The sequence below is a fragment of the Boudabousia marimammalium genome (assembly GCF_001936115.1).
Classification (GTDB): domain Bacteria; phylum Actinomycetota; class Actinomycetes; order Actinomycetales; family Actinomycetaceae; genus Boudabousia; species Boudabousia marimammalium.
The window spans coordinates 175849-200446 of record NZ_MPDM01000003.1 but is presented as its reverse complement, the minus strand read 5'-3'; the positions used below and the strand labels follow the sequence as shown (position 1 = coordinate 200446).

At 52.8% G+C, this 24598-nt stretch carries 17 protein-coding genes and 1 tRNA gene; 12 read left to right on the top strand and 6 right to left on the bottom strand.

Features of this window, described 5'->3' with window-relative positions; translation table 11 throughout:
• The first annotated feature begins 225 nt into the window (after nucleotides 1–225).
• On the top strand, nucleotides 226–435 hold the full coding sequence (locus BM477_RS03930) for a hypothetical protein (protein WP_084543701.1): 210 nt from the start codon (nucleotides 226–228) through the stop codon (nucleotides 433–435).
• Nucleotides 436–587: 152 nt separating this feature from the next.
• Here BM477_RS03930 and BM477_RS03925 read toward each other — a convergent pair.
• Nucleotides 588–664: transfer RNA gene (locus BM477_RS03925), tRNA-Leu, on the bottom strand.
• A gap of 130 nt (nucleotides 665–794) precedes the next feature.
• Between BM477_RS03925 and BM477_RS03920 the strand changes: the two genes are divergently transcribed.
• A complete protein-coding gene (locus BM477_RS03920) occupies nucleotides 795–1412 on the top strand; it encodes an ANTAR domain-containing response regulator (RefSeq protein ID WP_075361363.1) in 618 nt (205 codons plus the stop codon).
• A 2-nt stretch (nucleotides 1413–1414) separates the two neighbouring features.
• Here BM477_RS03920 and BM477_RS03915 read toward each other — a convergent pair whose 3' ends face one another.
• Nucleotides 1415–1798: a PaaI family thioesterase gene (locus BM477_RS03915; RefSeq protein WP_075361362.1), complete on the bottom strand. Its 384-nt coding sequence runs from the start codon at nucleotides 1796–1798 to the stop codon at nucleotides 1415–1417.
• A 100-nt stretch (nucleotides 1799–1898) separates the two neighbouring features.
• Between BM477_RS03915 and polA the strand changes: the two genes are divergently transcribed.
• The 3 genes from polA (at nucleotide 1899) to coaE (ending at nucleotide 7058) form a co-directional block, all read left to right on the top strand.
• Nucleotides 1899–4592, top strand: coding sequence for a DNA polymerase I (gene polA, locus BM477_RS03910; RefSeq protein WP_075361361.1), 2694 nt, complete (start codon nucleotides 1899–1901; stop codon nucleotides 4590–4592).
• Between the two features lie 217 nt (nucleotides 4593–4809).
• Entirely contained in the window at nucleotides 4810–6288 is a 1479-nt protein-coding gene (gene rpsA / locus BM477_RS03905) for a 30S ribosomal protein S1 (protein WP_075361360.1), read from the top strand.
• Between the two features lie 86 nt (nucleotides 6289–6374).
• Nucleotides 6375–7058 carry a dephospho-CoA kinase gene (gene coaE / locus BM477_RS03900; protein ID WP_084543694.1) on the top strand — a complete coding sequence of 228 codons (684 nt, stop codon included), beginning with the start codon at nucleotides 6375–6377 and terminating at the stop codon, nucleotides 7056–7058.
• Between the two features lie 12 nt (nucleotides 7059–7070).
• Here the strand turns inward: coaE and BM477_RS03895 are convergent, their stop codons facing one another.
• A complete protein-coding gene (locus tag BM477_RS03895; protein WP_075361359.1) occupies nucleotides 7071–8882 on the bottom strand; it encodes a BCCT family transporter in 1812 nt (603 codons plus the stop codon).
• 84 nt (nucleotides 8883–8966) lie between these two features.
• Between BM477_RS03895 and uvrB the strand changes: the two genes are divergently transcribed.
• From uvrB to BM477_RS03880, 3 genes are all read left to right on the top strand, one after another.
• Complete coding sequence (gene uvrB, locus BM477_RS03890) at nucleotides 8967–11063, top strand: excinuclease ABC subunit UvrB (protein ID WP_075361358.1); 2097 nt, start codon at nucleotides 8967–8969, stop codon at nucleotides 11061–11063.
• A gap of 199 nt (nucleotides 11064–11262) precedes the next feature.
• Nucleotides 11263–12255, top strand: coding sequence for a TerC family protein (locus BM477_RS03885; protein WP_075361357.1), 993 nt, complete (start codon nucleotides 11263–11265; stop codon nucleotides 12253–12255).
• 37 nt (nucleotides 12256–12292) lie between these two features.
• Nucleotides 12293–14770: an HAD-IC family P-type ATPase gene (locus BM477_RS03880; protein ID WP_084543693.1), complete on the top strand. Its 2478-nt coding sequence runs from the start codon at nucleotides 12293–12295 to the stop codon at nucleotides 14768–14770.
• Nucleotides 14771–14790: 20 nt separating this feature from the next.
• Here the strand turns inward: BM477_RS03880 and BM477_RS03875 are convergent, their stop codons facing one another.
• Nucleotides 14791–15084: a YciI family protein gene (locus BM477_RS03875; RefSeq protein WP_075361356.1), complete on the bottom strand. Its 294-nt coding sequence runs from the start codon at nucleotides 15082–15084 to the stop codon at nucleotides 14791–14793.
• Nucleotides 15085–15236: 152 nt separating this feature from the next.
• Here BM477_RS03875 and uvrA point away from each other — a divergent pair, with 152 nt between their 5' ends.
• Nucleotides 15237–18074 carry an excinuclease ABC subunit UvrA gene (uvrA, locus tag BM477_RS03870; RefSeq protein ID WP_075361355.1) on the top strand — a complete coding sequence of 946 codons (2838 nt, stop codon included), beginning with the start codon at nucleotides 15237–15239 and terminating at the stop codon, nucleotides 18072–18074.
• A gap of 23 nt (nucleotides 18075–18097) precedes the next feature.
• Here the strand turns inward: uvrA and BM477_RS03865 are convergent, their stop codons facing one another.
• Complete coding sequence (locus BM477_RS03865; protein ID WP_222842276.1) at nucleotides 18098–18793, bottom strand: SDR family oxidoreductase; 696 nt, start codon at nucleotides 18791–18793, stop codon at nucleotides 18098–18100.
• A 14-nt stretch (nucleotides 18794–18807) separates the two neighbouring features.
• Nucleotides 18808–20232, bottom strand: coding sequence for a type I glutamate--ammonia ligase (gene glnA / locus BM477_RS03860; RefSeq protein ID WP_075361354.1), 1425 nt, complete (start codon nucleotides 20230–20232; stop codon nucleotides 18808–18810).
• Nucleotides 20233–20437: 205 nt separating this feature from the next.
• On the opposite strand from glnA, the gene uvrC reads away from it, so the two are divergent.
• From uvrC to whiA, 3 genes are all read left to right on the top strand, one after another.
• Complete coding sequence (gene uvrC, locus BM477_RS03855) at nucleotides 20438–22447, top strand: excinuclease ABC subunit UvrC (RefSeq protein WP_075361353.1); 2010 nt, start codon at nucleotides 20438–20440, stop codon at nucleotides 22445–22447.
• 61 nt (nucleotides 22448–22508) lie between these two features.
• Complete coding sequence (gene rapZ / locus BM477_RS03850) at nucleotides 22509–23477, top strand: RNase adapter RapZ (RefSeq protein ID WP_075361352.1); 969 nt, start codon at nucleotides 22509–22511, stop codon at nucleotides 23475–23477.
• A 77-nt stretch (nucleotides 23478–23554) separates the two neighbouring features.
• Complete coding sequence (gene whiA / locus BM477_RS03845; protein WP_075361351.1) at nucleotides 23555–24535, top strand: DNA-binding protein WhiA; 981 nt, start codon at nucleotides 23555–23557, stop codon at nucleotides 24533–24535.
• The last annotated feature ends 63 nt before the right edge of the window (nucleotides 24536–24598 follow it).

Genomic DNA, 24598 nt, shown 5'->3' with positions numbered 1-24598 from the left:
TTGCAATCCGTGCGGATATAACGTACAGTTCAGATTGGTTAGCAAGATAAAGCCGTAGATTTGGAATAAATGCGTCTTTGCAGCTGTTGTTTTAACCAGAGGTTCCCAGCACGCTCAAGTGCCGGAAGGGAAACCATATGTTTAAGGCTACCGACACGTAGATTGTGTCAACCTGAACCGGAGCCCATGGGTTCCCTTCATAAGCTAGAAGAAAAGGAGATTGAGATGAATCAATCAAAGATTAGTCTCAGGGACGTGAACCGTTCCTACGAGGCACATAACCTGCTGGAATCCAGCGTGGTTGATACTGTTCGACCTTGGTTCGCTGATTTGGATCAGCCGGCCATTAAACAGGCGATTACTGCTTTAGCAGATTCGCGTACCCGCGAAGAAGCCATGAAACTACTGGGATTGGAATTGCTCCCAGCGGCGTAGCTCATGATAAGCCAGCTATTAGCATTGAGCTACCTTGAGGGAAATCCCCTCAAGGTTTTTTCAATTGGCTGGATCAATATAGGCAGAACTGTTCCAATTAGAGCAGACATAAAAAGTTCCTCACCCTAGAAAACTAGGATGAGGAACTTTTTTGGTACCCCGGGTGGGATTCGAACCCACAACATGCCGAGTTTGAGTCGACCGCCTCTGCCAGTTGGGCCACCAGGGCTTGCTCTTGTTGAGCAGAACTATCTTAGCCTACGCACTTTTGCTTAGGCAAATCGAAAATCGTTTCCCAATCTTTGTGAAGCGGCTTGTTGCGTATCGCTAGATAGCTGCCAAAGTATTATAGTTATCGCATGAATGTGAATGAAGAAAACCCTGATACTGAGATTTTTGAAACCGGGCACACAATTTTGGTGGCCGAAGATGAAGCGCTAATCCGGATGGATATCGTAGAGACTCTAGTCGGTGCTGGTTATGAGGTCGTTGCAGAATGCTCTAACGGTGAAGAAGCCGTTGAAAGAGCACTCGAGCTAGAGCCTGACCTATGCATCCTTGACGTAAAAATGCCTAAGCTAGATGGGATTAGCGCCGCCGAGAAAATCATGTCAGAGACCTCCTCAGCGGTCGTGATGCTCACTGCCTTCTCACAAGAGGAACTAGTCTCGCGGGCAGCTGAAGCAGGAGCAATGGCATACCTAGTCAAGCCCTTCACCCCGAGTGATTTGCTTCCGCAGATTACTGTTGCGCTTTCGCGTCAGAGTGAGATGCTCGCCCTTGAAGACGAAATTGCGAACCTGACGGATCGCTTTGAGACACGTAAGCGTGTTGACCGCGCCAAGGGCTTACTAATGAAAGAAATGGGCCTGAGTGAACCGGAAGCTTTCCGCTGGATTCAAAAAACCTCGATGAACCGTCGTCTTTCGATGCGTGAAGTTGCAGATGCAGTTATCGACCAGATTGGTGAGGACTAGGACTAGCTCTGCGCTGGCGCTTCTAGAATCCGGCAGGTTAGACGACCTGTTGCAATGATTCGCTCTGTGTCATCACGGACCGTAATAACGTACACGGCGGAGCTTTTACCTGTGTGCTGTGCCTGCGCAAACGCATGTACTGTCCCCTTGCGGACTGAGCGCAGATGAGAAACCGACAGTTCAGTGCCCACCGCCACACACCCGGACAGTTGCGCGTGCGCATGCGCTGCATAAGAACCTACTGTCTCAAGCAGTAGGGCAGTAGCACCACCATGTAGAACCCCAAAGGGCTGCGTATTACCTTCTACTGGCATGGTGGCAGAGGCCTCGGTAGGGCTGACGGAGACAAGATTGATTCTGGCTGCATCCATAATATTTTGCGTCATGAGATCAGTTTAATCGTAGCTGTAGCTAGAAGGGAAGCTAAACCTGAGGTGGCAGCGCGTGCACCTTGCCCTGTCGCCGTCACCCCGATAGCCTAGGAGAATGAGTAACAAGCTATTAATCATTGATGGTCACTCGGTGGCATTTCGTGCTTTCTATGCGCTTCCTCCGGAAGCTATGACGGCCCCCGATGGTCAGTCAACCACCGCGGTCCATGGTTTCATCAATATGCTGGTAAAGATGCTAAAAGATGAAAATCCTGATTATGTGGCAGTAGCTTTTGACCTCTCGAGACAGTCTTTCCGGACCGCAGAATATCCGGACTATAAAGGGACTCGTTCAGAGACTCCACCCGAGTTCATTGGCCAGGTCCCACTAATCCAACAGATTCTGAAGCAAATGCGTATCATGGTTCTCACTAAAGAGAACTACGAGGCTGACGATATCTTGGCAACTCTCGCACGACGTGGAAAGGAAGCCGGATTTGAAGTTTTGGTCGCTTCTGGGGATCGGGATACTTTCCAATTGGTGGACTCGCAAGTAACAGTGCTTTGGCCTGGCCAAAAACCCTCCGACGTGCGTCATATGACACCCCAGGCAGTCAAGGATAAATACGATGTCTACCCGCAGAGGTATCCGGAACTAGCGGCGCTAGTGGGGGAGGCCTCCGATAACCTACCCGGGGTGCCGGGTGTCGGCCCGAAAACCGCCGCACAGTGGCTAAACAAGTATGACGGTTTAGATAATCTTTTGGCTCATGTCGAAGAAATCGGGGGGAAACGTGGTGAAGCACTTCGTGAACACCTCGACGATGTCAAGCGGAACCGACGTTTGAACCGACTAGTCAATGATGTAGAACTCGAAGTCGAGCTTAGTGACTTAGCGAGAAAACCAATTAACCGTGCTGGACTGATTGAACTATTCGACTCGCTTCGTTTCACTACTTTACGTGGCCGAGTCCTAGCCACAGACAAGCAACTGCAAAGCGATGATACCTTCGCTGAGGAAGAGCCTATTGCGCCTGAGGGGGACGTTGCAGCACAATTGCCGGAGGTCGCCTCAGCACGCTTTGATAACGATCCGAAGACCTTAGCAACATGGTTGAAGTCAGCGGGTACAGACGGGATTGCGGTGTACCCCCTCGGAGACTTGAACCCCAGCCACCCAGATATTCATACTTTGGCTCTGGCTACCCGAGAAAACGCCCTCGTCATCGATTTGACTGAGATTTCTGAACGAAATGAGAAAACCCTCGCCAATATTTTACGGCATCGCGATGACCTAGTTTTCTATCATGCGAAACCGGCGATGCATGCTTTTTCCGCCCGAGGGCTGGTGGTTGGCTCAGTGGCTTTCGATATCGTCCTAGCTGCTTATCTGTGCAACCCTGATGCGCGCAGCTATGAGCTGGAAGATTTGGTGGAACGCTTCCTCGGCCAAGTCGTTGAGTTCGCGCCAGAGTCTGGGATGATTGACCTCTCCGGTGGATTAGATACTGCGGGTCGGGCCGCTGCTTCCCTGCTTTTGCTCCGAGACGCCCTCGTCCCAGAACTAGAAAAACGGGGCGCCACGAAGCTCATGAATAAACTGGAAATCCCGATTAGCCAGGTCCTTTTCGATATGGAGGCGAGGGGGATTGCGATCTCTGCGCCGACCTTGCAGGAAATCACGCAAGACCTCGACCATCTGGTCAATGAGGCTCAGCAGGCTGCTTTCGCAGCAATCGAGGACGACACGGTAAATCTTTCTAGCCCGAAACAGCTGCAGGAGATTCTCTTTGGTCGTTTAGATATGCCAAAGACCCGGAAAACTAAGACTGGCTACACTACGAATGCGGAAGCGCTCAAAGATCTTCACGCACGGACCGGGCATCCTTTCCTAGGTGCCCTGCTGGAGCATCGTGACAAGATTAAGCTCCGGCAAACCGTAGAAGGCTTATCTCGTGCGGTCGCTGAAGATGGCCGGATTCACACTACTTTCCAGCAGACTGTTGCCGCGACTGGCCGGTTGTCTTCAACTGAGCCAAACTTGCAGAATATCCCGGCGCGAACGGAAGCAGGATTGCGAATCCGTGAGGCTTTTGTTCCCGGAGCCGGTTATGACATGTTGATGACGGTTGACTATTCGCAGATTGAAATGCGGATTATGGCTCATTTGAGTGATGACAAGGAGCTAATCGCTGCGTTCAACTCAGGGGAAGATATTCACTCCTCGATGGCGGCCCTAGTATTCCAGACCACCCCGGATCAGGTCAGCGGTCCGCAACGCTCCAAGATTAAAGCCATGAGTTACGGTCTGGTTTATGGGCTCTCAGCCTTCGGCCTGTCCAATCAGCTCAACATTCCGGTAGGGGAGGCCAAGGATTTGATGAAGGTGTACTTCTCTCGTTTCGGCGGGGTGAAAGCCTATCTTGATGGGGTGGTTGAGCAGGCCCGTTTGGACGGATACACCGAGACTCTATTTGGGCGGCGTCGTTATTTACCCGATCTGATGTCAAACCAGCGGCAGCTCCGGGAAATGGCGGAGCGTGCCGCCTTGAATGCACCCATTCAGGGGAGCGCCGCGGACCTGATAAAGCTGGCGATGCTGGAAGTAGAAAAGCGCCTTTCTGAGATGGGTTTATCCTCTCGTGTCCTGCTGCAGGTCCATGACGAACTGGTTTTGGAAGTGACCGACGAGGAAGCCGCGGTGGTTGAGACGCAGGTGCGTGAAGCGATGAGCGGAGCCATGCAACTGAATGTGCCCCTGGAGGTGTCGGTGGGCACTGGAGCCAACTGGCGGGCTGCGGCGCATTAGTGGTACCCAGCAGGCTGAGCTGATTACAGTCGGATAACAGTCGCTAAAATGGGTTGAGGATTACAGAAAATCACAGCAAATTTAGGGCATTCCCGCTAGCAATTTCGCGAAAAACCGGTAGTATTGAGCATGGTGTTTGTGCCTAGCCGACTGACTTGGTGCGAATGCCACTGTATCTGTCCAAACTATTTCAGTCCATTTTCGGAGTCTTTTCTATATGACCACCACCAACCAGCAGCCGAGCACCCCTCAGGTTGCCATCAATGATATTGGTTCTACCGAGGACCTGCTCGCAGCTATCGACAGCACCATCAAGTACTTTAATGACGGTGATATCGTCGAAGGTACCATTGTTAAAGTTGACCACGATGAGGTCCTCCTCGACATTGGTTACAAAACTGAAGGCGTGATTCTTTCGCGCGAACTGTCCATCAAGCATGATGTTTCTCCTGAAGAAATCGTGCACGTTGGCGACACCATTGAAGCCCTCGTTCTGCAGAAAGAGGACAAAGATGGTCGTTTGATGTTGTCCAAGAAGCGGGCTCAGTACGAGCGCGCCTGGGGTGCCATCGAAAAGATTAAGGAAGAAGACGGCGTTGTTAAGGGCTCCGTTATTGAGGTTGTTAAGGGCGGTCTAATCCTAGACATCGGCCTGCGCGGCTTCCTTCCTGCTTCCCTCGTTGAAATGCGTCGTGTGCGTGACCTCGCTCCGTACATTGGCCGTGAGCTGGAAGCAAAGATTATTGAACTTGATAAGAACCGCAACAATGTTGTCCTGTCTCGCCGTTCTTGGCTGGAGCAGACTCAGTCTGAGGTTCGCTCTCACTTCCTCAACACCTTGCAGAAGGGCCAGGTTCGTACTGGTGTGGTTTCCTCCATCGTTAACTTCGGTGCCTTCGTTGACCTCGGTGGCGTAGACGGTCTGGTTCACGTTTCTGAACTTTCTTGGAAGCACATTGACCACCCGGGTGAGGTTGTTGAAGTTGGCCAAGAAGTCACCGTTGAGGTGCTGGATGTCGACATGGACCGTGAGCGCGTCTCCCTGTCCCTCAAGGCAACCCAGGAAGATCCGTGGCAGACCTTCGCTCGCACCCACGCAATCGGTCAGGTTGTGCCCGGTAAAGTTACCAAGCTGGTTCCCTTCGGTGCGTTCGTGCATGTTGAAGACGGCATCGAAGGCCTCGTCCACATCTCCGAGCTGGCTCAGCGTCACGTTGAACTGCCGGAGCAGGTTGTCAAGGTGGGAACCCCGGTCTTCGTTAAGGTCATCGATATCGACCTTGAGCGTCGTCGCATCTCCTTGTCCTTGAAGCAGGCGAATGAGGGTGTAGACCCCAATGCTGAAGAGTTCGATCCTTCAATGTACGGCATGGCTACCGAATACGATGAGAACGGTAACTACAAGTACCCAGAGGGCTTCGATCCTGAGACCAACGAGTGGTTGGAAGGCTATGAGGCTCAGCGCGAGGCTTGGGAAGCCCAGTACGCCCTCGCTCAGCAGCGTTGGGAAGAGCACAAGGCTCAGGTTGCTTCCGCTCTTGAAGCAGACGCAGCTTCCGCTGAGGAAGCTCCTGCAGGTGACTCTGAAGATTCAGCGGCACCCGCATCCTACAGCTCTGATGTGCAAGATCCCGGCGGCACGCTCGCTTCCGATGAGGCTCTTGCCGCTTTGCGTGAGAAGTTGACCAACAACTGATTCACCTAATCTAGAGTCATAGTTGAGGCCCAGCACCGAGAGGTGCTGGGCCTCAAACTTTCTGGTCGATGGAGTAGACTACCGGCATGAGCGATTCAGATTTATCCTTCTTTCGTGGCGCTAGCGCCCTAATTCGCACAGATTTAAGTTTCCGGCCAGCCGTCACTGACAAGGTGGTATTGGGCCTTACCGGCGGCATTGGGGCCGGCAAATCTACTGTGTCAGCGACCCTGGCAGCCTGTGGCGCGTACATCGTTGACGCGGATCTGATTAGCCGCGAACTGGTAGAACCAGGTAGCCCAACATTGACCGAAATCGTTGCAGCTTTCCCGGGGGAGGAACTCCTCCTGGCAGACGGATCGCTCGACCGCAGCGCGCTAGCCGGATTGGTGTTTAATAATCTGAGCAATCGTGCCGTGCTGGATTCCATCATGCTGCCGCAGATTATTTCCCTCCTGTTACAGCGCGCTAAACAATCTTCGCGCCCTGTCGTGATTCTTGATGTTGCACTATTGATTGAGACAGGCATACATGAGAAAGTCGATGCCGTCTGTGTCCTAACGGCAGATAAGCAACTCAGACTTGACCGGCTAGAGGGCCGCGGCCTCAGCCGGACAGATGCGCAGTCTCGGATGGAAGCACAGCTCAGCGACGAAGAGCGGCTCAGATATGCGCATTGGAATCTACTTAATAATGGTTCAGCTGCCGATACTAAGGCTTGCGCTCAGGAACTGTATCGGCAGCTGAATGGAATGCTTAGCGGTCACTAACCGCGGCTTCGCCTATTTGGTTTCTGGTGGCGTAGAAGTGCCCTCGCTGCCAGTAGATTTACTTGCTTTCGATTTTGATTTTTGGGATCCTTTACCCAGGCCGGCCATCTGCACCAGTCGCCGCTGGAAAGCCCTGACCTCGTCGGGGGTTTCAATCGGATGGGAGCGGGCCGCCCTAACCACGTCGGAGAGCACCTGCTCACGCACAGTATCGGCGACCGTACTGGCCATCCGCTCTCGGAGCATGGCGCGCTCTTGCTTCTTAGCATCGGATACCTCTCGGTTGAGGGCCTTCCATAAAGAAACACAAATACCAATCATGACGAGGGAGAAGGGAAGCGCGGAAAGAATGGACATTGTCTGCAAGGCTGACATGCCATCGCCTGAACCCGAACTGCCCAGCAAGGCTGCTGCGATAGCACCCGACAGGGTAGCCCAGGTCAAACGGATCCAAAGCGGCGGATTAGGGTTGCCGCCGGTAGAAATCATCGAAAGCACATAGGAACCAGAGTCGGATGAGGTGACGAAGAAAATAATCACCAATATCATCGCCCCGATGGTCATAACCAGCGAAGCAGGCAGATTTTCAAACATCTGGAATAGAGCAGTAGTGGTGTTCAAACTACCGTCTTCGCCGGTGAAAGAGATACCTAGGAAAATCTGCTGATAGAGCGCTGAACCGCCAAAGATAGAGAACCAGAGGAAGGTCACCAGCGTGGGCACCAAAAGCACACCCACAATGAACTGGCGAACGGTACGCCCTCGGGAAATACGGGCAATGAAGACACCCACGAAAGGTGACCAAGAAATCCACCAACCCCAGTAGTAGCTGGTCCAGCCAGAGAGCCAACCGAACCCTCCCTCTTCGAAAGCGAAAGTCTGGAAGGACAGGTGAATGAAGTTATTTAAGTAGTTACCAATCGACTGGACGAACTCGGAGAGCAAGAAGGTAGTGGGACCCACCGCTAAAGTTACCAGTGCCAAAATTGCAGCAATAATCAGGTTCGTATTGGAAAGGAACTTGATGCCCGCATCCAAACCAGTCGCCACTGAAAGCGCAGCCAGACCAGAGATTACGATCACTAAGACGACCAACAAAGTAGAAGACGATTCCAGACCAATGGTCGTATACAGGCCTGAGGCCACCTGTTGCACGCCGAAACCGAGAGAGGTTGCGACACCGAACAAAGTACCGATGATAGCAATCGCGTCGATTAGGTTTCCAATCCAGCCATCAACCTTGTCGCCCAGTAAAGGTTCCAGCGCCCAACGGATGGAGACCGGACGGCCCTTACGGTGCACGGCGTAGGCGATGCCCAAACCGACAACTACGTAGATAGCCCAAGCGTGTAAACCCCAGTGCAGGAAGGTGCGAGACATCGCTGCGCGCGCTACCGAGGCAGCGTCCCCACCGATTCCCGGAGGAGGAGACATAAAGTGAGAAAGTGGTTCAGCCGCCCCCCAAAAGACTAGGCCGATACCCATGCCGGCGGCAAAAAGCATGGCAAACCAAGAGCCGGTCGAGTACTCAGGCTCATCTTCGTCATCGCCCAAAATGGTGTCTCCTGCTTTGGAAACAGCCAAGATGACGCTAAACACAACGAAGCCAGTTACTACAGCCACAAAGTACCAAGAGGTATTCGAAATAACGGTGGATTTAGCTGTCTGAATAATGCTATTGAGCTGTTTAGGGATGAACAGTGCCAGTAAGACGAATACTGTTGAAGCAATCGCAGCTGGCCAGAAAACCCAAGGCCTTAAAGCAGATAAAGCATGGTCTGGTTTGGTTGTAATGTCAGTGTCGGGTGATTTAGTCTCACTCATACAAATCCTTCAAATATCTCCAAATTAGTTCGTAGCGTAACCGCGCGAGGGCGGATAGCAACCCTCCTACTGTAGCATGAGTATATGAGCACTCAGATTAAACGTTCTCAAGCACCCTTCGTTGTAAAGTCACCATTTCAACCTTCTGGAGATCAGCCTAAAGCCATAGCGGAGCTAACTGAGCGGCTAACTGCGGGAGAGAAAGACGTCGTGCTCATGGGTGCAACCGGCACCGGTAAATCAGCTACTGCAGCCTGGCTGGTTGAGAAGATGCAACGACCGACCCTGGTGATGGCACCCAATAAGACTTTGGCTGCGCAGCTTGCGGCAGAACTGCGCGAGTTGCTCCCCGATAACGCCGTTGAATATTTTGTTTCCTATTACGACTACTACCAGCCGGAAGCCTACGTACCGCAGACTGACACCTTCATTGAAAAAGATTCATCGATCAATGATGAAGTGGAGAGACTGCGTCACTCTGCGACGAACTCGTTGCTAACGCGGCGCGACGTAGTGGTAGTTTCCTCGGTTTCATGCATTTACGGGTTGGGCACCCCGGCAGAATATGTGGCCCGTATGATCACGCTAGAAGTCGGGATGGAAATCGACCGTGATGAACTCCTCCGTCGTTTTGTCTCCATGCAGTATGTGAGAAACGATCTAGATTTCCAGCGGGGAACTTTCCGGGTTAAAGGCGACACCATTGAGATCATCCCAGTGTATGAGGAGCTGGCTATCCGAATCGAAATGTTCGGCGATGAGATTGAGTCCCTTGCCATGTTGCATCCGCTGACTGGGGACGTACTGCATGAAACTGAGCAAGTGCATCTATTCCCTGCCACGCACTACGTGGCGGGACCAGAGCGAATGAAGCATGCGATTGAAACTATTGAGGAAGAGTTAGCAGAGCGCCTGACCGAGTTTGAACGCCAAGGGAAGTTACTGGAAGCGCAGCGATTACGTATGCGTACCACCTACGATTTGGAGATGCTGAGGCAGATTGGTACCTGTTCGGGTATTGAGAATTATTCGCGGCATATTGATGGACGCGGGCCGGGTACCGCACCGCACACCCTGCTAGATTACTTCCCGGATGATTTTTTGCTGGTTATCGACGAGTCTCACGTTACCGTGCCGCAAATTGGCGCCATGTACGAGGGAGATATGTCCCGTAAACGGACGCTCGTTGAACATGGTTTCCGCTTACCCTCGGCAATGGATAACCGTCCGCTCAAATGGGATGAGTTCCTTGAGCGGATCGGTCAGACTGTTTATCTTTCAGCAACTCCCGGCAGCTACGAACTTGCGCAAAGTGACGGCGTCGTAGAACAGATTATTCGCCCGACCGGTCTGGTTGACCCAAAAATCGTTGTCAAACCAACTAAGGGGCAGATTGACGACCTCTACGATGAGATTTTGCAGCGCACGGCACTGGATCAGAGAATCCTCGTCACCACTTTGACCAAACGCATGGCAGAGGACCTCACAGATTACCTTGCTGAGCGTGGAGTGAAAGTCGAATATCTGCACTCTGATGTTGACACCTTACGCCGGGTCGAACTACTCCGTGAACTCAGAATGGGCAAATTTGATGTGCTGGTTGGTATTAACCTGCTTCGCGAAGGCCTCGACCTACCGGAAGTCTCCCTTGTTGCTATCCTTGATGCCGATAAAGAAGGATTCCTCCGCTCAACCACTTCCTTAGTGCAGACAATTGGGCGTGCGGCGCGAAATGTAAACGGGGAAGTCCATATGTACGCTGATTCCATTACGGATTCGATGGCCAGAGCCATAGAAGAGACTGAACGACGCCGAGAGAAACAGATTGCCTACAATCAGGAACACGGCATTGATCCACAGCCCTTACGGAAGAAGATAGCTGATGTCACGGACATGATCCAGCGTGAAGAAGTCGACACCCAGGCACTGCTGGCCGGAGGCTACCGGAATTCGCGCAAAGCAACAGGGGAAAAGGCTAAAGAGACTATTCGCGGCATTGCTGATAGCCATCGCATCCCATTGAATGCTGCCGCTCAGGGAGACCTCGTGATGCTGATTGAGGAACTTACCGCGCAGATGCATGAGGCAGCAGCCCAGCTTCAGTTCGAGGTCGCGGCCCGGTTACGCGATGAGCTAGCAGACTTAAAGAAGGAACTTCGACAGATGAAACGGGAAGGGTGAAATCGCACTCAGTTGCGGTCGGTTATCATTTCTGACGACGTTAAACCTGCATTGCCACGATAGAATAGCACAGTTGGAGGGGAGTACTTCTCAAAACTTGGATGTCGTCATCACGGCCTTGGCCCGGCATTCAGGCTTGCGACTGAGTGAGCTGAAGGAGACCTCCGGTACCTTAACTTATTCGTACCGGGGAGTATAAATGTCCGTACATATCTATGGTTGGCTGCTACTAATCGCGCTGGTGATTGTTCTTTTGACAGTCGATTTCGTGGGGCACGTTCGTTCTCCACACGCACCCACGCTAAAAGAAGCCAGCATCTGGTCTGCCTCGTATATCGCTTTGGCGGTAACTTTTGGTTTTATTGTCTGGTTCTTTTGGGGATTCAACTATGCGACTCAATACTGGGCCGGCTGGGTTACAGAATGGTCCCTCAGTTTAGATAACCTCTTCGTTTTCGTAATCATCCTAGCGGCCTTCCGGGTGCCCCGCGCCTATCAGCAGAAGGTGCTGCTAATCGGCATCGTGTTGTCGCTAATCTTCCGCTTTGTGTTCATCCTCATTGGTGTCGTAGTAATCGAGCGTTTCTCTTGGGTTTTCTATCTGTTTGGCGCATTCTTGCTCTGGGCGGCAATCAAGCAAGCCATGGAGGGCCTCGAACAACCCTCAGAAGATCAAGAGGAGTACCACGATAATCTCCTTACCCGCTGGGTACGCAAAGTCTTCCCAGTTACCGAGGGCTTCGTCTCCGATAAGATGCTGCACCGGCACAGCGGAAAAACATATATTACTCCGATGCTTTTGGTCATCCTCGCGATTGGTACTGCTGACGTAATGTTTGCGGTTGACTCAATCCCGGCTATTTTTGGTCTTACCAAAGAGCCTTTCTTGGTCTTTGCTGCGAATGCTTTCTCCCTCCTTGGTCTGCGTCAGCTCTACTTCTTAATTGATGGCCTGCTAGAACGGCTAGCTTTCTTGCATTATGGTCTGGCCGCCATTTTGGGATTCATTGGGGTGAAACTGGTTCTGCACGCTTTGGCGGAGAACACTCTGCCCTTCATTAATGGTGGAGAACCGACTCATCTATGGGAGCCTTCCACAGAATTTTCACTCATCTTTATTGTCGTGGTATTGTCCGCGACTGTGGTGGCCTCCCTTATTTACTCTCGAAAACAAGGTAAACTAGCTCAGTAACTGAATCCATTTCTTAAGGGTAGAGAGTTGCTTTGCGATGGCCACAAAACTTCATTCTTATCTGTCTCCTAGTGAGCCGTCTCCCTCGCAAACTGCTTCATTGAGTGACACTGATCCGGATGTAGGCCTGTCCTTGCAGGAGGCAGCCTTTCGCCAAAACCAAGGTCTCTCAAACGCAGTTAAGGCACGTACTTCCCGCAGTGTCTGGTCGATTATTGCGGCGAATATTTTCACTCTGTTTAACGGCATCCTTGCTGGAGCTATGACTCTTGTGCTTATCGTTGGGAGTCCTCTAGATGCGCTCTTCGGCGGGGTGATGGTGATTAACGCCTTAACTGGCATTGTGGCTGAGTTTAAAGCTAAACGTACCCTGGACAAGGTAGCCATTTTGGCTTCACCTACAGCAACGGTACTACGGGAGGGGAAGCAGCTTGAAATCCCCCGTGAAGAGGTGGTTTGGGGTGACATTGTCTGTCTTAGTATGGGCGAGCAGATTCCCACGGACGGGCAGGTTTTAGCTGCTAGGGGTTTAGCGATCGACGAATCAATGCTGACCGGTGAATCTGTGCCGGTAATCAAGTCCGAGGGTGACTTGGTTTTGGCTGGTACGTCGGTTGTTTTTGGTTCAGCTACTTTCCTCACCCAGGCGGTGGGGGAAGAGCTCTACTCTGAGCAAATGGCCAGTGAGGTGAAACAGTTCAGCTTGTCTCACTCGGAGTTACGCGCCGGCATCGACCGCGTGCTACGTTGGATCTCATGGGCAATCATTCCGACGGTTTTAGTTCTCGTGTGGTCGCAGGTCAGGATTTCTGATAGCTGGGATTGGTCGAGGGCTTTAATTCTTGCGGTTGCCGGTGTAGTCGGAATGATCCCGCAGGGTCTAGTGCTGCTCACTTCCGTGAATTTTGCTTTGGCTGCCGCGACTCTGGCGCGAAAATCGGTGCTGGTGCAAGAACTTCCGGCAGTGGAGATTCTGGCCCGAGTGGACGTACTCTGTACGGATAAAACTGGCACGTTGACTACGGGCACCGTGAAGGTGCGGAAGATTTCCCCGATGGTAGACGTAAAAACCGAGGATGACACAGTTGCATTACATAACGGGGCTAGGGGAGATCAAATCACCGTCGGTCACGCAAAGTCTGCCCTCGCGACTTTAGTGGCAGAGGGAGAGAACGCCACTGCTGAAGCTATCAGGGAAATCCTCGGCGGCCACCCCGCAATCGAGGTGACGCGGGAGATTCCTTTTAACTCGAGCCGAAAATGGTCTGCTTGTGTAACTACATCGGGTACCTGGGTGCTGGGAGCACCCGAAATTGTCTTAGCTAAATATCCGCAAGCTGAAACAGTGCTAGACCGGGTGGAAGCAGCGGCAAGTAACGGTGAACGCGTCCTCGTCCTTGCCTTTTCCTCACAGGAAGCAGGGGAGGAGAGCTTACCCGAAGGAATGGAACCCTCTCTGCTCATCATGCTGGAAGAGGAGCTTCGTCCGGATGCGGCCGCAACCATGGAGTATTTCCGTGGCCAGGGCGTGGAGATGAAAGTGATTAGCGGAGATAATCCCGTCACAGTGGCAGCACTTGCTAGGCGCGCAGGTATCACGGGGAAAGACCAGCAGCCGATGCCCGCAGTGGACGCGCGCCAGCTACCCAATCCTAATGACGAAACAGCATTCGCGAAAGCCGTACAAGAAAACGGGGTCTTCGGACGCGTCACCCCAGAGCAGAAGCGTGCCATGGTCAAAGCCTTGCAAGGCCAAGGGCACACGGTGGCGATGACCGGGGATGGTGTCAATGACGCGATGGCGCTAAAAGATTCAGACTTGGGTATTGCCATGGGTTCCGGATCTGCCGCTACCAAGGCGGTAGCCCAACTAGTTTTGCTCAACGGCGATTTTGGCGCTCTTCCCCCAGTGGTTGCGGAAGGCCGCAAAATTATTGCCAATATGGAACGTGTAGCTTCGCTGTTCTTCGCAAAAACAACCTACGCAGCGGTGATTGCTATTGTGGTGGCACTGCTGGGTTGGGCCTATCCCTTCCTGCCCCGTCATTTAACCATCGTAGGCTCATTAACCATCGGTATTCCCTCATTCGTGGTGGCCCTAGCTCCGAATGCGCAACGCTACCGGCCTGGATTCTTGCCCCGTTCTCTTTCCTTGGCTGTACCCGCGGGACTAATCATGTCGACCGCATCCTTACTGGGTTATGCCATCAACCCCAGCAGTCAAGGGCAAACCGTGGCGACTTTGGTGATTATCAGTACCGCTCTCTACCTGCTTTCACTACTGTTACGGCCGATGCAATGGTGGCATCAAGTACTGCTCGGCGCAATGCTCGCAGGAGTGGCAGTGACGATGATAGTGCCTGCCTTACGTCAGCTGATGCAACTTGCCTGGCTGACTCCGACAGCCTGGGTTTGGACTCTCGTTCTAGTCCTTGGTTCTTTCACCGGCTTAGAAATTTTGGGGCGTTGGCACTCCAAATACGCAGCCCACCATGCTGCACGCATGATGGGCTGAGAGGCTTAAGTAAACTGGGTTTACTTGTCCTGCTTGAGTTCACCGATTACCAGATTGAAAGGATGCGCGGTTCGCATCGCTATGAAACCGTGGGCAAGGAAGGGATCTTCCGCCAAAATATCCAGCGCGTGGCCTTCGTTTTCAGCTTCTACGAACAGATATGCGCCTGGTGCTGGAGTCGGCCAAGAACCGACGGCAATAACTAGCCCCTGCTCATGAAGTGAACGCAAATGGGTGCGATGGTCGGGGCGAACCTCATCCATCTCAGCGGCTTTAGTGGGATCGTACTGGTACTCAACTGTGTAAATAGACATAGCAATATGATATGCCCAAAAATGCGCAGGCGGAAGAGCAGGCAAACTCAATCGGTCTAGGTCTGCGCTCTCGATCGTGTCAAATATTGCTAATAGGGGAGAATACGCCCGCCAAGGGGCAGAAGAGAGCAGAAACTTTTACAATCGTGGTGATGAGAGAAAACCTGATTATTCGCGGTGCCCGCGCGCACAATTTGAAAAGCGTCGATTTAGAGCTACCCCGCGACTCCCTAATTGTTTTTACCGGGTTATCTGGTTCTGGTAAATCCTCCTTAGCGTTCGATACGATTTTTGCTGAAGGGCAGCGTAGGTATGTTGAGTCTCTCTCCTCCTATGCGCGGCAGTTCCTAGGTCAAATGGACAAGCCTGATGTTGATTTCATTGAAGGACTAAGCCCGGCGGTTTCCATTGACCAAAAATCTACCTCCAAAAACCCACGCTCTACGGTCGGCACCATAACGGAAGTGCATGACTATCTACGTTTGCTGTACGCGCGTGCGGGGATTGCGCACTGTCCTATCTGCGGCGAAGAAATCGTCGCTCAGTCAGCCGAACAAATGGTTGACCGGCTGATGGCCTACCCGGAAGGGACCCGGCTTCAGTTACTGGCACCGGTGGTGCGTGGTCGTAAGGGCGAGTATTCGGATTTATTCGATGAATTACGGGCGAAGGGGCACTCTCGGGCGAAGGTTGACGGTGAGGATATTCGCCTAGACAATCCTCCTGTTTTGGAGAAGAAACTTAAGCACGATATTTCAGTGACGGTCGATCGGATTGTGATTAAGGATTCGGTTCGGTCTCGGTTAAATGATTCGGTAGAGACCGCTTTGGAGCTGGCCGATGGGCTGCTGATCGCGGATTTCGTTGACCTAGACCCAGAAGATCCGAAACGCAGTCGCACGTTCTCTGAGAAACGCTCCTGTCCGAATGAGCATCCCCTTCAGCTGGAGGAGATTGAGCCACGTACTTTCTCCTTCAATGCTCCCTATGGTGCCTGCCCGGACTGTAGCGGTATTGGCGTGAAGCTTGAGGTTGATCCTGAACTGGTGGTTCCGGACGAAGAAAAGAGTTTGGCCGAGGGTGCGGTAGCCCCTTGGACGGGTGCCAACAAGTACTATCAGCGGGTTCTTAATAGCCTTGCTAAAGATCTTGGCTTCGATATGAATACCCCGTGGCGCAAACTCCCGAAGAAGATACGTGACACTATCCTCTACGGTAAAGACTTTGAGGTAAAGGTTAGCTATCGCAACAGGTGGGGGCGTGAGCGGCGCTTTACTACAGGTTTCGAGGGTGCAATCCGTTATATTGAACGTCGGCGCGAAGAAACCGACTCCAGCTGGTCAGCAGAAAAACTAGAGTCTCTCATGCGGGAGATCCCTTGCCCCACCTGTAAGGGTGCACGCCTCAAGCCAGAAGTTTTAGCGGTCACGGTCAATGATCTCTCCATTGCTGATCTCTCTAACTTGCCGATTAGTGAAGCTGCAACTTTCATTGATGAACTGGAGCTAACTGGTCGTGATGCACAGATCGCGGCGCCAATTGTGCAGGAAGTGCGGGCACGCTTGCGTTTCTTAGTGGATGTAGGCCTCACCTATTTGACGTTGTCGCGTTCAGCTGGCACTCTTTCTGGCGGTGAAGCTCAGCGGATTCGTCTGGCCACCCAGATTGGTTCCGGCTTGGTGGGTGTGCTTTATGTGCTGGATGAACCTTCGATTGGTCTACATCAGCGGGACAACGCCCGATTGATTGGCACACTGGAGCGCCTGCGCGACCTTGGCAACACTCTTATCGTGGTGGAACACGATGAAGAAACCATTGAGCATGCCGACTGGATTGTTGATATCGGGCCCAAAGCAGGAGTGCAGGGCGGTGAGATCGTCTATTCTGGCGAACGGGAAGGGCTGTTGGATTGTCCGCAGTCCATTACCGGCGCATATCTGGCTGGACGTGAAAGCATTTCAGTGCCAAAGACGCGGCGTAAACCCGATCCTAAACGGAAGCTAGTGGTGAAAGGTGCGCGGGAGAACAATCTCCGAAATATTGATGTTTCCTTCCCCTTGGGATGTTTCGTTGCCGTCTCGGGTGTATCCGGATCAGGCAAGTCATCCTTGGTGAACACAATCTTGTACCGTTCTTTGGCCAGCCAGCTTAACGGAGCACGATTGGTTCCAGGACGACACCGGACCATTACTGGAACTGAGCATCTTGACAAGATTGTGCATGTGGATCAGTCGCCGATTGGGCGTACGCCGCGTTCTAACCCGGCTACCTATACGGGTGTTTGGGATCATGTTCGAAAGCTGTTTGCCTCCACTACCGAGGCAAAGGTCCGCGGATACGGCCCGGGGCGATTCTCTTTTAATGTCAAGGGTGGTCGCTGCGAGTCCTGTAAGGGTGACGGCACCATCAAGATTGAAATGAACTTCCTTCCTGACGTGTATGTGCCCTGCGAAGTTTGCCACGGCGCACGATACAACCGGGAGACCCTTGAGGTTAACTACAAGGGCAAGAATGTTTCCGAAGTGCTGAATATGCCGATTAGCGAGGCAGCCGAGTTCTTTGAGAATATTCCCGCCATTAAACGCCACTTAGACACCTTGGTGAATGTGGGTTTGGGTTACGTGACATTGGGTCAATCTGCGACCACACTATCAGGTGGTGAAGCGCAGCGTGTCAAGCTGGCCTCCGAGTTGCATAAACGCTCTAATGGCCGTTCCGTCTACGTCCTCGACGAACCCACCACGGGCCTCCACCTTGAGGATATCCGTAAGCTCCTCCTGGTGCTGCAATCCTTGGTGGATAAAGGCAATACGGTGATCGTAATCGAACACAACCTGGACGTTATTAAGTGCGCTGATTGGGTGATTGATATGGGACCTGAGGGTGGCTCTGGTGGCGGAACGGTTGTGGCTACCGGAACTCCAGAGGACTTGGCTAAAGTGCCAGAGTCCTACACCGGGCAGTACCTGATTGAGGCGCTAAAGAAGTAGCCTGAAAGTGACAGACCGGAGAATCAGCCGTGGACTTGTTTGACGACTGGTCGCACATTGATCTCTTCAACCGTGCATTCGTCGGTAGCTTCTAGGGCAAAATGAACCGCCTTGGCGATTGACTGAACCGATACATGCTCCGATTTGTCGTAGGCCTTGCCTGCTTGCAGTGCTCGTTGCATATCAGTATCGACTCGCCCCGGGTGAATCGCCGTGACGCGGACCTTCCCGCGCTCTTCTTCACGCAATGCCACGGTCAAAGCATGGAGGGCGTGTTTTGTGCCTGCATAGACAGCCATGCCCGGCCCAGAAAACTTTCCAGCGCCTGAGTTAATCATGATTATGTCGCCGTGGCTGCTGCGTAGCTGTGGGAGCAGTAAGGCCGTCAGCTGAGCAACCGCAAAGACGTTGACAGTGAAGCTACTTTGCCAATTCTCCCAGGTGGTATCTACTACTGGGGAGAAGTGGGCCACACCTGCGTTGTTTACCAACACGTCGACTCGCTGCAAAGTACCAGCAAGCTCAGCAAGTTGCTGCGGATGGGTTATATCCAAGCAGTGGTATTGCGCATACTCGCATTTCTGTGCGACAGATCGTAAGGCATCTTCGTCCCTACCCAGTAGCACCAGCTGGTAGGTAGGTGACAGCTCCAAAGCGATGGCCGCGCCAATACCTCTTGAGGCTCCGGTGATGACAGCGACAGGTCGGGAACTCATCATTTGCCTCCGAAAACTTACAGGTTGTAGTAAAGCTCAAACTCGTAAGGATGTGGGTACTGGCGCATCGGGGCGATTTCCTTCTCACGCTTGTAGGACACCCATGTTTCAATCAAATCTGGGGTGAATACGTCGCCTTCAGTCAAGAAGTCATGATCGGCTTCAAGAGCTTCCAATGCCGCGTCTAGGCTCCAGGGCAGCTTCTCAATGTCGAGGTATTCTTCCGGCGGAAGCTCGTAGAGATCTTTATCAATCGGAGCAGGTGGTTCAGTGCGGTTCTTAATCCCGTCCAAACCGGCCATCAAACAGGCAGCGAATGACAGATATGGATTTGCCGAGGGGTCCGGGACGCGATACTCGACTCGTTTGGCGGCGGCGGAGGTGCCGGTCACCGGGATGCGGATGCAAGCAGAACGGTTACGGGCAGAATAGACCAGATTAATGGGTGCCTCGAAACCTGGCACTAGCCGGCGGAAAGAGTTAATAGACGGGTTCGTAAGAGCCAAAAGGGCAGGGGCATGAGCTAGGAGACCGCCAATAAAATAGCGGGCAGTATCGGACAGGCCTCCGTAACCATTTTCATCGTAGAAAAGGGGTTTGCCGTTCTTCCAGAGGGAGAAATGCTGGTGCATACCTGAGCCGTTATCCCCAAACAGTGGTTTCGGCATGAAAGTAGCGGTGAGGCCTTCCTCCCAAGCTGCATTCTTGATTACGTACTTGAACTTCATCATGTCATCGGCAGCGCGGAGCAAGGAATCGAAACGGTAGTTGATTTCTTGTTGCGCACCGGCGCCAACTTCATGGTGACCTCGTTCGACAATCAAACCGGTTTCTGCCATGTACCTAGCCATCCGGTCGCGCACATCAGCGTATTGATCTGATGGGCTCACGGGGAAGTAGCCGCCCTTTACTGCAGTCTTGTATCCCTTGTTGCCGCCTGGCTCGTCCGCGCCGGTGTTCCAAGGGGCAGACCGAGAGTCAAGTTCGTAGAAAGACTGATTCGGGGTGGTCTGGTAGCGAACTGAATCGAAGAGATAGAACTCGGCTTCTGCGCCAATGTAGCAGGTATCAGCAATGCCGGTGGACTGTAGGTAGGCTTCAGCTTTTGCGGCTACCTGACGTGGGTCGCGGCTAAAAGGCTCCTTCGTAAAGGGGTCAACTACTGAGAAAGTGAAAACCAGAGTCTTAGCTTTGCGGAAGGGGTCAATATATGCGCTGGTAACATCAGGCATCAAACACATATCGGATTCGTGAATGGCCGCGTAGCCACGGATTGAGGAACCATCAAACATGAGTCCATCTTCGAATACATCCTCGTTAAAGGTCTGAGCCGGGATGGTGAAGTGCTGCTGCACGCCAGGGAGATCACAGAAACGAACGTCCACAAACTCTACTGATTCTTGCCGAATGTACTCCATTGCGTCTTGCGCAGTCTCAAACATTTGAGCCCTCTTTCGAAAATCGTTGTTCTCTACTACGAAATAGTACTTGGTTCAAGAATAATTTGCTATTTCTTTAACATATGTCGCCTCTAGTTGAAAGATGTGAAACTGCTTGCACGCTAATGCGTATACTCTCAGTTTTGCGCATGTTCGCCAGCGGCTACTCGGCCCGAGGGAAACGCGACTGGTTGGGTATCATATAAGCGTGTCAGACCCACAATCATATCGCCCTGCAACTGGTGACATCCCTGCGTCCCCAGGTGTCTATCGTTTCTGCGATGAACAGGGGAGGGTCATCTATGTGGGCAAGGCGAAGAACCTTCGCGCCAGGTTATCCTCCTACTTTCAAGATCCCGACCGGCTGCATCGCAGGACCCGAAAGATGGTGTTCTCAGCGCATTCTGTGCAGTGGACGGTAGTGGCTACGGAACTCGAAGCGCTGACCCTAGAGTATTCCTGGATTAAGGAATTCTCTCCGCATTTCAATGTCATGTATAACCGCAATGATATGTCTTTTCCCTATCTTGCGGTCACTATGAACGAAGAGTATCCGCGCGCCCTCGTGATGAGGGGGAACCGGAAACCGGGTGTGGTCTATTTCGGCCCCTTCCCGCAACCTAAAGCGATTCGTGACACGCTAGAACTACTGCTCAAAATGTATCCCGTGCGGACTTGTTCTGCAGGCGTGTTTTCTCGGGCCAAACGCAGCGGTAGGCCCTGTCTATTAGGACATATCGGAAAGTGTGCGGCTCCGTGTGTGGGTGCAGTTAGCACGGAGGAACATCGCGAACTAGCCTCAGAACTGGTGCGTTTCATGTCGGGGCGTACCGGCCCCGTGTTAAGCCAGTTAAAAGCTGAAATGAATGCCGCCGCAAAGTCCCTAGAATATGAGAAAGCCGCACGGATTCGTGACCAGATTGCGGCACTTAATTCTGTGCTTGAACGCAATACCGTGGTGGTCTCCGACGGGGTGGATGCTGATGTAGTTGGCGTCGAGTCAGATGAACTTGAGGTCTCAGTTTACGTGTTGCACGTTCGCGGCGGCCGGATTCGCGGCGTCCGTGGCTGGGTAGTTGAACGCCCGGGTGATCAGGAACTGGGCGACTTTGTTTCGCGTGCTCTGGAGCATCTTTACGGGGACTTGCCAGAGGTGCCAGCCGGGACGAGGGCGCAACGGTTGAAAGAGCAACCAGCCAGCGTTGATGATGTAGAGCACCTATCAACCCAAGAGGTGCCCGCTCTCGTATTGGTGGAGAACCTCTGGGAGGAATCACCCATTGTGGCAAGCTGGCTGCAGTTGAGGCGAGGGGCCAAGGTGCAGATTCTGGTTCCGGAAAGAGGGGAGAAGAGAGCCCTTTTGGAACGGGCCAAAGAAAATGCTGCAGAGAATCTGCGCCTGCATAAAGCGAAGCGAATTGGTGATATGACGAGGCGCACGCAGGCCTTGGAAGAACTCCAACATTCCTTGGGTTTGTCGCAGGCGCCGCTACGAATTGAATGTTTCGATGTTTCGCACACTCAGGGGACTTATCAGGTGGCTTCCATGGTGGTCTTTGAGGATGGGATGCCTCGAAAGAGCGAGTATCGTACTTTCAATATTCGCGGGCACCAAGGTAGCGGCGCTAAGGATGACACAGAAGCGATGGCAGAGGTATTGACGAGGCGCTTAAACCGACTGATAGCTGAGGAGCAAGATCAAGAGGGCGAAGATGAGGACGGTGTACCGCTGCGTTCTGGTCCGGTTGATCCAGAGACTGGGAAGGCGCGGCGTTTCTCTTATCGTCCAGATTTGTTGGTGATTGACGGGGGACTACCTCAGGTTAATGCCGCGCAACGGGTGGTAGAGGACATCGGGCTGAGCATTCCTGTGGTCGGCCTCGCAAAACGTCTTGAAGAGGTCTGGGTTCCCCACGATGACTTTCCTTTGATTTTGCCGCGGAGCTCACCTGCTCTTTACCTGTTGCAGCATCTTCGTGATGAATCGCACCGTGCCGCTATTACCAAGCATCGCGCCCGCCGGGGAAAAGCGATGACTCGGTCTGTGCTGGATCAGATTCCTGGTCTTGGTCCGGAGCGTCAAAAAGCCCTTTTGTCGCATTTTGCTTCCATGAAGCAGATACGTTTAGCTAGCGTTGAACAGCTACAGGAAGTGGCAGGTATCGGCCCTGCCTTGGCAGAAAGTATCGTCGCGAATCTAGCGGGCGAATCGGGATAATGTGACTTAATGATTAGGCTAAAATAACAGTGTCAACAGCATATTTTAGGGAGAGGCAAAAGTGACTGATTCTGATTCACAAAGCGGTCAATCAGCTCGACTGGGGGGAGATACTGATACTTCTCCAGAGGGGATTCAAATCCCAGATTCTGCTCTTTTGAATCGGGAGCCGGTTCCGGAGCTTATCATCGTTACTGGCATGTCTGGGGCAGGGCGTTCCCGGGCGGCCATGGCCTTGGAAGACCTCGACTGGTATGTGGTGGACAATCTCCCACCCAAAATGCTTCCGGCTTTTGCCGGCATGATGACACCCGACGGTGGTGGCGTCCATCAGCTGGCCGCGGTCGTCGACGTGCGTTCGCAAAAGTACTTTAAGGATCTGGAAGAGGTTCTGGTGCAGCTGCGCACCCTCGGAGTGGCTTACCGGATCATCTTCCTTGAGGCTTCTGACCGTGAACTGGTACGTCGTTTCGAAACGAATCGGCGCCCCCACCCACTCCAACGGCACGGCCGAATTCTCGATGCGCTAGCGCAAGAACGGGCATTGTTGGAGCCCTTACGTAAGCAGGCTGATCAGATTATCGATACGACTGCACTCTCGGTTCACGATTTGGCCAGAGCAGTCGCTAAAACTGTCACTACCGGCGAAGAACGCAAGTTGCGTTTAACGGTTATGTCTTTCGGTTTCAAATACGGTATCCCAGTCGATGCAGACCACGTGGTGGATATGCGTTTCTTGGCTAATCCCTACTGGGTTCCACAGTTGCGTCATCACACTGGGCTTGACGAGGGTGTCCGCGAGTACGTCTTGGGATTACCCGGGGCGACGGACTTCCTGCAGGGATGGATAAATCTGTTTACTCCGATTCTTAACCGGTATATTTCGGAGCTTAAACCCTATGTGACTATTGCTGTGGGCTGCACCGGCGGAAAGCATCGTTCTGTGGTTAGTGCAGAGTACATTTCTCAAGGCCTACTGGCCAATGGTTATGCTGTCACCACGGTGCATCGGGATATGGGCAAAGAATAATCTCTTCCCTTTTCCTCTGCGCCTGTAACCGGCTAAGATGACAATACTCTAGTTTTCGAACCCTATTATGAGGAAGCATGTCATTAACTACTGATTTGAAAGACGAAATCGCTCGCACCCCGCTAACTGTGGTGGAGCAACGGCGTGCCTATGTCGCTTCGCTAATTCGTTTTGCCGGTGGCCTGCATTTGGTTGCACGTCGGGTAGTTATTGAGGCAGAACTTGATAACCGGCAAGGGGCGGAGTATCTCCAAGCCGAACTCAAATCGCTCTACCAGGTGGACTCAGAACTGGTGGTAGTGACCTCTTCAGGTATTCGTCGGGGAGACCGCTACGTGGTGAGGGTGGTACACGGTGCCGATCGGTTAGCGCGATTGACCGGTCTGATTGATGTGCACGGCCGCCCGGTTCGAGGGCTTCCCCCGGTTTTAGTTGCTGGGAACCGCGACATTGCAACTGCCTGCTGGCGGGGGGCTTTTATGGCGCGAGGATCTTTGATGGAGCCGGGACGGTCATCAGCGATGGAAATTACCTGTCCTGGTCCTGAAACTGCCCTAGCCCTCGTGGGTACCGCCCGACGTATGGGTGCGGTAGCGAAGTCTCGCGAGGTTCGGGGCGTTGATCGCGTGATGGTACGTGACGGGGAACAGATCTCCATGATGCTTTCTCTGATGAATTGCTTAGAAACCAGGGAGGTTTGGGAAGAGCGCAGAAAGGCCCGTGAGCTTCGGGGTAGCGTGAATCGATTGGCGAACTTTGATGACGCCAACCTGCGGCGTTCAGTGCGAGCCGCAGTTACTGCAGGAGCGCGGGTGGAACGCGCTTTTGAGATTTTGGGCGAGGACGTGCCGGAGCATTTGGTCGAAGCTGGCAAGCTACGGATTCAGTTCAAAGAGGCTTCATTGGAAGAACTGGGACAAAAGTCAACTCCTCCTCTCACCAAGGATGCGGTAGCAGGGCGAATTCGGCGTCTTCTTGCGATGGCTGACAAGAAGGCGCACGACTTACAGATCCCTGATACCAACAGTGTTGTGACTGCAGAAATGCTGGATGACTAAACTCCGTCTTTAGTCCCAAAAGGGGCAATTATTCGTCAAGCGAAAACACCCTTGAGAACTACT